The organism is Pantoea sp. LS15, assembly GCF_012241585.1.
Lineage (GTDB): Bacteria > Pseudomonadota > Gammaproteobacteria > Enterobacterales > Enterobacteriaceae > Enterobacter.
The window spans coordinates 33,414-43,008 of the sequence record NZ_JAAVXA010000022.1; the positions used below are offsets into that span (position 1 = coordinate 33,414).

Genomic DNA, 9,595 nt, shown 5'->3' on the forward strand with positions numbered 1-9,595 from the left:
ACCAGAGTAAACATTGAAAGTATGGACGTCAATACATCTGGACATCTAAACTTCTTTGCGTATAGATTGAGCAATGCGCAAATAGCCGTTAAAATTATATGCTTTAGTGCACGCTGCAGCGGCAATATCCGTGCCACGGTATCGTCTCTACGGTAAACTAGGCAAGATTACGGTTCAAAACCCAGAGTTACAGGTTTTGCACCCTTAGATAAATGACTGAGAGGATTAAAGGTATCTCATGGCTGAATGGAGCGGCGAATATATCAGCCCATACGCTGAGCACGGTAAGAAGAGTGAGCAAGTAAAGAAAATTACGGTTTCCATTCCTCTGAAGGTGTTGAAGATCCTCACCGATGAACGTACGCGTCGTCAGGTGAATAACCTGCGCCACGCAACCAACAGCGAACTGTTGTGCGAAGCGTTTCTGCATGCGTTTACCGGTCAACCGTTGCCGAACGATGACGATCTGCGCAAAGAGCGTAGCGACGAAATCCCGGAAGAGGCGAAGGTGATCATGCGTGAACTGGGTATTGACCCGGAGACGTGGGAATACTGAAAAGCGGATACAAAAAAGGCACCTTGCGGTGCCTTTTTTTCGGGAAACTTATTTAGCGCCCGGGATGCTGAAACGCTTGTTGAAGCGGTCAACACGGCCACCGGTTGCAACATCACGCTGCTTACCAGTGTAGAACGGGTGGCATTTGCCGCACACGTCCAGGTTCAGATCGTGACCCACGGTAGAGCGGATCTGGATAGAGTTACCGCAAGAGCAGTTTGCAGTAATCATTTCGTATTTCGGGTGAATATCTTTTTTCATGGGAGAACCTCAGTTAAGGCCGCGTCGCTCTTCCAGCCCTAACGCCAGACACCACGCGATGTTGATTGTAAGTTCTTTGGCGCAAAGTACACCAAAGGCGGCGAATCATACAGAATTTGACCAACGTATGCAAACTGATCCGCACGCCGCTTTTACTAATGTGTATACTAACGCGCCACTTTTCAAGTCAGGAAGATTCGATGCCCGTCGCTCACGTTGCCCTGCCCGTTCCGCTTCCCCGCACCTTTGACTATCTGCTGCCTGACAGCATGAGCGCCAAAGCGGGCTGTCGCGTGACCGTGCCCTTTGGCAAACAGCAGCGCGTGGGGATTGTGGTTTCGGTCAGCGATAAGAGCGAGTTACCGCTCAATGAACTGAAATCGATTGTTGAGGTGCTGGACAGTGAGCCGGTTTACTCCACCAGCATCTGGCGCCTGCTGCTGTGGGCGGCGGATTACTACCACCACCCCATCGGCGACGTCCTGTTCCATGCCCTGCCGGTTATGCTACGCCAGGGTAAAAGCGCCAGCCATGCGCCAATGTGGTACTGGTTTGCCACCGAAGAAGGTCAGGCAGTCGACATCAACAGCCTCAAACGCTCGCAGAAACAGCAGCAGGCGCTTGCGGCGCTGCGCCAGGGGAAAATCTGGCGTCATCAGGTCGACGAACTTGAGGTCAGCGAAACGGCGCTACAGGCTCTGAGAAAGAAAGGGTTAAGTGAACTGGGCAGCGAAGCGCCTGCACTTTACGACTGGCGAACAAGTTTTTCCGTATCAGGCGACAGACTGCGTCTGAATACCGAGCAGGCCACCGCCGTGGGTGCGATTCATAGCGCCTCCGATCATTTTTCCGCCTGGCTACTGGCGGGGGTCACCGGTTCCGGTAAGACCGAAGTCTACCTGAGCGTGCTGGAAAATGTGCTCGCCCAGGGTAAACAAGCGCTGGTGATGGTGCCGGAAATCGGCCTGACACCGCAGACCATCGCCCGCTTTCGCGAACGCTTTAACGCGCCTGTTGAGGTACTGCACTCTGGCCTGAACGACAGCGAGCGCCTCAGCGCCTGGCTGAAAGCGAAAAACGGTGAAGCAGCGATTGTGATCGGCACCCGTTCGTCGCTGTTTACACCGTTTAAAAATCTCGGCGTTATCGTGATCGATGAAGAGCACGACAGCTCCTATAAACAACAGGAAGGCTGGCGCTATCACGCCCGTGATCTGGCGGTTTATCGTGCTCACAGTGAGCAAATCCCTATTATTCTCGGCTCCGCCACACCGGCGCTCGAAACGCTACACAACGTGCGCCAGCGTAAATACCATATGCTGCGCCTGACGCGTCGCGCGGGAAATGCGCGTCCGGCCATTCAGCACGTACTGGATCTGAAAGGCCAGCAGGTGCAGGCGGGGTTAGCACCCGCACTTATCACCCGGATGCGCCAGCATTTGCAGGCCGGGAACCAGGTCATTCTGTTTCTCAACCGACGCGGATTTGCGCCAGCCCTGCTGTGCCACGACTGCGGCTGGATTGCCGAGTGCCCGCGCTGCGACCATTACTACACTTTCCATCAGGCCCAGCGTCATTTGCGCTGCCACCACTGCGACAGCCAGCGCCCTGTTCCACGCCAGTGTCCTTCGTGTGGCTCAACGCATATCGTGCCGGTGGGTCTGGGAACGGAACAGCTGGAACAGGCTCTTGCCCCCTTCTTCCCTGGCGTACCTCTCTCCCGCATCGACCGGGACACCACCAGCCGCAAAGGCGCGCTGGAACAGCAACTGGCGGAAGTGCATCGTGGCGGTGCCCGCATTTTGATTGGCACCCAGATGCTGGCGAAAGGGCATCATTTCCCTGATGTAACGCTGGTTGCCCTGCTGGATGTCGACGGCGCACTCTTCTCAGCAGACTTCCGTTCCGCGGAACGCTTTGCCCAGCTTTATACCCAGGTCGCCGGTCGTGCCGGACGCGCGGGCAAACAGGGTGAAGTGGTTCTGCAAACGCACCACCCTGAACACCCGTTACTCCAGACCCTGCTACACAAAGGCTACGATGCTTTTGCTGAACAGGCGCTGGCAGAACGCCAGACCCTGCAGCTGCCGCCGTGGACCAGCCACGTGATCATTCGTGCAGAAGATCATAACAACCAACAGGCCCCTCTTTTCCTGCAGCAGCTGAGAAACCTCCTGCAGGCCAGTCCACTGGTGGATAACCAGCTGTGGATCCTGGGCCCGGTTCCGGCACTGGCTCCGAAACGCGGCGGACGTTTTCGCTGGCAAATTTTGCTCCAGCACCCCTCGAGAATTCGTCTTCAGCATATCGTCAGCGGCGCGCTGGTACTGATTAACACCCTTCCGGAAGCGCGAAAAGTGAAGTGGGTACTGGACGTCGATCCCATCGAAGGCTGAAGACGGATCGAAAAATTTAACGTTCCTCACACTTTTTATGAAAATTCTGTAACCGATTCCATTAACTATCTGTAAAAATGGTGATGTCAGAAGTTCGGTGTTCAGGCGAGGAGAAGACGTTGAAGTCCAGCAAAGAGGTTGCACCGGCGACCATGAAAGACGTTGCCCAGAAAGCACAAGTCTCTACGGCAACGGTATCCCGCGCATTAATGAATCCGGATAAAGTCTCCCAGGCGACCCGCAACCGGGTTGAGCAGGCTGCGCTGGAAGTGGGCTATTTTCCACAGGCGATGGGGCGTAACGTCAAGCGCAATGAGTCGCGCACCATCCTGGTGATTGTGCCGGACATCTGCGATCCCTTTTTCAGCGAGATTATCCGCGGTATTGAAGTGACCGCAGCTGAACAGGGTTATCTGGTGCTGATTGGCGACTGCGCGCACCAGAACCAGCAGGAAAAAACCTTTATCGACCTCATTATCACCAAGCAGATCGACGGTATGTTGCTGCTTGGCTCTCGCCTGCCGTTTGATGCCAGCATTGAAGAGCAGCGTAATTTACCGCCGATGGTCATGGCCAACGAGTTTGCGCCAGAGCTGGAGCTGCCGACGGTCCATATCGATAACCTCACCGCCGCATTCAACGCCGTCAACTATCTCCAGGAATTGGGGCATAAACGTATTGGCTGCATTGCCGGGCCGGAAGAGATGCCACTGTGCCACTACCGCCTGCAGGGTTACGTTCAGGCGCTGCGCCGTACCGGCGTCACTGTCGATCCGCACTATATTGTTCGTGGTGACTTCACCTTCGCTGCGGGTGGACAGGCGCTGGAAAAACTTCTGGACCTGCCTGAGCCACCCACCGCCGTATTCTGTCACAGCGACGTAATGGCGTTGGGTGCATTGTCGTATGCCAAACGTCGTGGTCTGCGGATACCGAAAGATTTATCGATCATCGGATTCGATAATATTTCGCTTTCAGAATTTTGCGATCCGCCGCTCTCAACGGTCGCTCAGCCGCGCTATCAAATTGGCCGCGAAGCGATGCTTCTTCTGCTGGATCAGCTTCACGGTCAAACAGTTAGCAGCGGCTCGCGTTTGCTGGACTGCGAACTGATTGTTCGCGGCACTACCCAGGCATTGACTTAAAGTAAACGTCTTTAGGACACCCTTATCTGGTCAAAGCCCCGCCGCTTAAGTAACATGGCGGACTGACGAACGAATAAATACAGCGAAACGATAGTGGCACAACGAGATTATGTACGTCGCGGCCAGCCGGCACCTTCGCGACGCAAAAAGAGTAGCTCAAGGAAAAAGCAGAGTAACCTGCCTGCTGTCTCGCCAGCAATGGTCGCTATTGCTGCGGCTGTAGTCGTCGCCTTTATTGGTGGACTGTACTTTATTACGCACCATAAAAAAGAAGAGTCTGAGGCGCTTCAGGCCAGCAAAGTGGCCGGAAACGGTCTTCCTCCGAAGCCTGAAGAACGCTGGCGCTATATCAAAGAGCTGGAAAGCCGTCAGCCTGGCGTACGTGCGCCAACCGAGCCTTCCGCAGGTGGAGAAGTGCAGAATGCGAATCAGCTGACGGATGAACAGCGTCAGTTGTTGGCACAAATGCAGGCTGATATGCGCCAGCAACCCACACAGTTGAATGAAGTTCCGTGGAATGAACAGACTCCGGCACAGCGTCAGCAAACGTTACAGCGACGTCAGGCGCAACAGCAAATTCAGCAGCAACAGCAACAACAGTGGGCGCAAACCCAGCCGGTACAGCAGCCGAAAGCACAGCCGCGGGTAACGGAACAGCCTTACCAGCAGCAGACGCGTACGGTGCAGTCCCAGCCGGTTCAGCAACAGCCGAAGGCTCAGCCGCAGAAGCAGACGGCTCAGCCATATCAGGATCTCTTGCAGACGCCAGCGCATACCACCGCTCAGCAGCCGAAAACGCAGCAGGCCGCACCGATCACTAAAGAGACCGATGCACCGAAGCAGACGGCGGAGAAAAAAGATGAGCGCCGCTGGATGGTTCAGTGCGGTTCGTTTAAAGGTGCTGAGCAGGCGGAAACGGTGCGCGCACAGCTGGCCTTTGAAGGGTTTGATTCACGTATTACCACCAACAATGGCTGGAATCGCGTGGTGATTGGCCCGGTTAAAGGCAAAGAAAATGCTGATGGCACCATTTCACGTTTGAAAGTCGCCGGTCACACAAACTGTATTCGACTCGCATCCGGGGGTTGAAACCCCCAATTTCCCCCCCATCTATCATTCTATTCAGCCCTGAGCACAGGCTCAGGGCTTCTGTTTCCCGATTCTGTAACCAGGGGGTCTGCTCGTGACAACAATAGTAAGTGTACGCCGTAACGGCCATGTGGTAATCGCCGGTGATGGCCAGGCCACGCTGGGTAATACCGTCATGAAAGGCAACGTGAAGAAAGTACGTCGTCTCTATAACGACAAAGTGATCGCCGGTTTTGCTGGCGGCACCGCTGATGCCTTCACGCTGTTTGAACTGTTTGAACGCAAACTGGAAATGCACCAGGGTCATCTGGTGAAAGCCGCCGTTGAGCTGGCGAAAGACTGGCGTACCGACCGCATGCTGCGCAAGCTCGAAGCGTTGCTGGCCGTAGCCGACGAAACCGCGTCGCTGATTATCACCGGTAACGGCGACGTCATTCAGCCGGAAAACGACCTGATTGCCATCGGCTCTGGCGGCCCTTATGCCCAGGCTGCAGCCCGCGCGCTGTTGGAAAATACCGACATGAACGCGCGAGATATCGCGGTGAAGGCATTGGATATTGCAGGTGATATCTGCATTTATACCAACCACAACCACACCATCGAAGAATTACCGTCTAAAGCGTAAGGATCTCCCATGTCTGAAATGACCCCACGCGAAATTGTCAGCGAACTGAACAAACACATTATCGGCCAGGATAACGCCAAGCGTTCCGTGGCAATTGCCCTGCGTAACCGCTGGCGCCGCATGCAGCTTGACGAAGAGCTGCGCCACGAAGTGACACCAAAAAACATTCTGATGATCGGCCCGACCGGTGTCGGTAAAACTGAAATCGCCCGTCGTCTGGCAAAACTGGCGAACGCGCCATTCATCAAAGTTGAAGCCACCAAGTTCACCGAAGTGGGTTATGTCGGTAAAGAAGTGGATTCTATCATTCGCGATCTGACCGATTCTGCTATCAAGATGGTGCGCGTTCAGGCGATTGAGAAAAACCGTTACCGCGCAGAAGAGATGGCCGAAGAGCGCATTCTCGACGTGTTGATCCCACCGGCAAAAAACAACTGGGGCCAGGCTGAACAACAGTCTGAACCTTCAGCCGCACGTCAGGCGTTCCGCAAAAAACTGCGTGAAGGCCAGCTGGATGATAAAGAGATTGAGATCGATCTCGCTGCCGCACCGATGGGCGTGGAAATCATGGCGCCTCCAGGTATGGAGGAGATGACCAGCCAGTTGCAGTCCATGTTCCAGAACCTGGGCGGCCAGAAGCAGAAAGCGCGTAAGCTGAAAATCAAGGACGCGATGAAGCTGCTTATCGAAGAAGAAGCGGCAAAACTGGTGAACCCGGAAGAGCTGAAACAGGATGCTATCGAAGCGGTTGAGCAGCACGGTATCGTGTTTATCGACGAAATCGATAAAATCTGTAAACGTGGCGGCAACAGCTCCGGCCCGGATGTGTCCCGTGAAGGCGTTCAGCGCGACCTGCTGCCGCTGGTTGAAGGCTGCACCGTTTCCACTAAGCACGGCATGGTAAAAACAGACCACATTCTGTTTATCGCATCCGGTGCATTCCAGGTTGCCAGCCCGTCTGACCTGATCCCGGAATTGCAGGGTCGTCTGCCAATCCGCGTTGAGCTGCAGGCGCTGACCACTGAAGATTTCGAACGTATCCTGACCGAGCCAAATGCCTCTGCTACCGTACAGTACAAAGCGCTGATGGCGACCGAAGGTGTGAACCTCGAGTTCACCCAAGACGGTATCAAACGTATCGCCCAGGCCGCATGGCAGGTGAACGAAACCACCGAGAACATCGGTGCGCGTCGTCTCCATACCGTGCTGGAACGTCTGGTGGAAGATATCTCTTATGATGCGAGCGACCTTAACGGTCAAACTATTACCATTGACGCAGAATATGTGAGTAAACATCTGGATGCGTTAGTGGCAGATGAAGATCTGAGCCGTTTTATCCTATAATCGCGGTTACTGGATTCTCATCACGTTTAATGGGGGCTAATGCCCCCATTTTTATTGGCTAAATAACTATGACTGATATCAGCCGTACTCAGGCGTGGCTCGAAAGTCTGCGCCCTAAAACACTTCCTCTGGCCTTTGCTGCGATTGTCGTCGGTACGGCTCTTGCCTGGTGGCAAGGTTATTTTGACCCGCTGGTCGCCGCGCTGGCATTGATTACCGCCGGCCTGCTGCAAATTCTCTCCAATCTCGCCAACGATTATGGTGACGCAGTAAAAGGCAGCGATAAACCTGACCGTATCGGGCCACTGCGCGGGATGCAGAAAGGGATGATTACTCAGGCGCAGATGAAACGCGCATTGATTATCACCGTGGTGCTGATTTGTTTATCGGGTCTGGCACTGGTGACGGTGGCGTCTAAAACCACCAGCGATTTTATTGGCTTCCTGGTGTTAGGTTTATTGGCCATCGTCGCGGCCATCACCTACACCGTCGGCACGCGTCCTTATGGTTATATTGGTCTGGGTGATATTTCCGTGCTGGTGTTCTTCGGCTGGCTGAGCGTGATGGGGAGCTGGTACTTACAGGCACATACCCTTATCCCTGCTCTATTCCTGCCTGCAACCGCCTGCGGACTGCTGGCGACGGCAGTGCTCAACATCAACAACCTGCGCGATATCGACAGCGATCGTGAGAACGGTAAGAACACGCTGGCGGTACGTCTGGGTCCGGTTAACGCGCGCCGCTACCACGCCTGCCTGCTGATGGGTGCGCTGGTCTGCCTGGCACTGTTTAACCTGATCTCGCTGCACAGCGTATGGGGCTGGCTGTTTGTACTTGCCGCCCCTCTGCTAGTTAAGCAGGCGCGATTTGTCATGCGCGAACTGAGCCCTGCAGCCATGCCACCGATGCTGGAACGCACGGTAAAAGGCGCACTCCTGACTAACCTGTTGTTCGTCATCGGGATTGTCTTAAGCCAGACACTTCGTTAGCTGACAAATATCAATTAACAATTGATGATTTTGCCAACAACGCATTTCGCACGATATACTGAACACATTCGCAGCAACTGAGCGTTAAACCTATGAAATACGATACCTCCGAGCTTTGTGACATCTACCAGGAAGATGTCAACGTCGTTGAACCGCTGTTCTCCAACTTTGGTGGGCGGTCGTCGTTTGGCGGACAAATCGTCACGGTGAAATGTTTCGAGGACAACGGGTTGCTGTACGATCTGCTCGAACAGAATGGTCGTGGCCGCGTTCTGTTAGTTGATGGCGGGGGTTCTGTGCGTCGCGCGCTTATTGATGCTGAACTGGCTCGCCTTGCCGTGCAAAACGAGTGGGAAGGGATTGTGGTTTACGGTTCCGTGCGCCAGGTAGACGATCTTGAAGATCTGGATATTGGTATTCAGGCCATCGCCGCCATTCCGGTCGGAGCGGCGGGTGAAGGCATTGGTGAAAGCGACGTGCGCGTTAACTTCGGCGGCGTGACCTTCTTCTCCGGGGACCATCTCTACGCCGATAATACCGGCATTATCCTTTCCGAAGATCCGCTGGATATTGAGTAATAAAACCGTAAGCGTGGGCCATAAAAAAACCGCCAACAGGAATGTGGCGGTTTTTTTGTCCCTCGGGATTCGCGGTCCGTTGGGAAGTATTACAGACTAACACCAAGGAACTTCATCATACTCTCGTCTAAACCTTGGGCAACCCCTCAGAACCTTTATAAAATCCTATTTGTCTATGAAAACCTTAACGCCACGGTTGATGCTCTTTATGATACAGCGTCCCTTTCCGCCATCTCGCACATGGGCATCGGTCCAGGGAAAGGTGTATTCACTACCGTAAAGCAGGCTAACACCAGGGCTTGTGTCCACCGACTTATCACCGGTGGTGAACGGTGGAGCGGTTAGCTGCAGGGACCGCATAATGAAACGCTATTTATGTATTGCGTTCATTGTCGCCAGCGTACTCGTAGTAAAGAGTGATGAACCGAATGTGTTGATTGCTCTTACTATGACAGCGCAGGACAAGTAGCGTTAAGGCCGCCTCTTGAAGTGAACCCCATATATTGGACACTTTCTTAACTGGCGGCTGACATGGCCTGAGTTCGGTATTGTACCGGACTCAGGCCGTTTAGTTTTAGCTTGATTCGTTCGTTGTTGTAGTAGTGGATGTAC

General features: G+C 54.1%; 10 protein-coding genes. 8 read left to right on the plus strand and 2 right to left on the minus strand.

Going from position 1 to position 9,595, the window contains the following annotated elements:
* The first annotated feature begins 238 nt into the window (after positions 1 to 238).
* Complete coding sequence (gene metJ / locus HED65_RS21530; RefSeq protein WP_003862042.1) at positions 239 to 556, plus strand: met regulon transcriptional regulator MetJ; 318 nt, start codon at positions 239 to 241, stop codon at positions 554 to 556.
* A gap of 48 nt (positions 557 to 604) precedes the next feature.
* On the opposite strand, the gene rpmE is transcribed toward metJ, so the two are convergent.
* The gene (gene rpmE, locus HED65_RS21535; protein WP_003862040.1) at positions 605 to 817 is read right to left on the minus strand and encodes a 50S ribosomal protein L31; all 213 of its coding nucleotides are present in this window, start codon (positions 815 to 817) and stop codon (positions 605 to 607) included.
* Between the two features lie 200 nt (positions 818 to 1,017).
* Here rpmE and priA point away from each other — a divergent pair, with 200 nt between their 5' ends.
* The 7 genes from priA (at position 1,018) to rraA (ending at position 8,983) form a co-directional block, all read left to right on the plus strand.
* Entirely contained in the window at positions 1,018 to 3,213 is a 2,196-nt protein-coding gene (priA, locus tag HED65_RS21540) for a primosomal protein N' (RefSeq protein WP_114980096.1), read from the plus strand.
* A gap of 119 nt (positions 3,214 to 3,332) precedes the next feature.
* Positions 3,333 to 4,358 carry a DNA-binding transcriptional regulator CytR gene (cytR, locus tag HED65_RS21545; protein WP_114980097.1) on the plus strand — a complete coding sequence of 342 codons (1,026 nt, stop codon included), beginning with the start codon at positions 3,333 to 3,335 and terminating at the stop codon, positions 4,356 to 4,358.
* Between the two features lie 93 nt (positions 4,359 to 4,451).
* A complete protein-coding gene (gene ftsN, locus HED65_RS21550) occupies positions 4,452 to 5,447 on the plus strand; it encodes a cell division protein FtsN (RefSeq protein WP_114980098.1) in 996 nt (331 codons plus the stop codon).
* A gap of 94 nt (positions 5,448 to 5,541) precedes the next feature.
* Positions 5,542 to 6,072 carry an ATP-dependent protease subunit HslV gene (gene hslV, locus HED65_RS21555; protein WP_014172194.1) on the plus strand — a complete coding sequence of 177 codons (531 nt, stop codon included), beginning with the start codon at positions 5,542 to 5,544 and terminating at the stop codon, positions 6,070 to 6,072.
* Between the two features lie 9 nt (positions 6,073 to 6,081).
* Entirely contained in the window at positions 6,082 to 7,416 is a 1,335-nt protein-coding gene (hslU, locus tag HED65_RS21560; protein ID WP_049004905.1) for an ATP-dependent protease ATPase subunit HslU, read from the plus strand.
* Between the two features lie 62 nt (positions 7,417 to 7,478).
* Positions 7,479 to 8,405 (plus strand): 1,4-dihydroxy-2-naphthoate polyprenyltransferase, encoded by a 927-nt coding sequence (menA, locus tag HED65_RS21565; protein WP_168112424.1) that lies wholly within the window; start codon positions 7,479 to 7,481, stop codon positions 8,403 to 8,405.
* A 92-nt stretch (positions 8,406 to 8,497) separates the two neighbouring features.
* The gene (rraA, locus tag HED65_RS21570; protein ID WP_014172197.1) at positions 8,498 to 8,983 is read left to right on the plus strand and encodes a ribonuclease E activity regulator RraA; all 486 of its coding nucleotides are present in this window, start codon (positions 8,498 to 8,500) and stop codon (positions 8,981 to 8,983) included.
* A gap of 515 nt (positions 8,984 to 9,498) precedes the next feature.
* On the opposite strand, the gene HED65_RS21575 is transcribed toward rraA, so the two are convergent.
* A partial coding sequence (locus HED65_RS21575; RefSeq protein WP_147279780.1) for an IS3 family transposase occupies positions 9,499 to 9,595 on the minus strand: 97 nt, incomplete at its 5' end.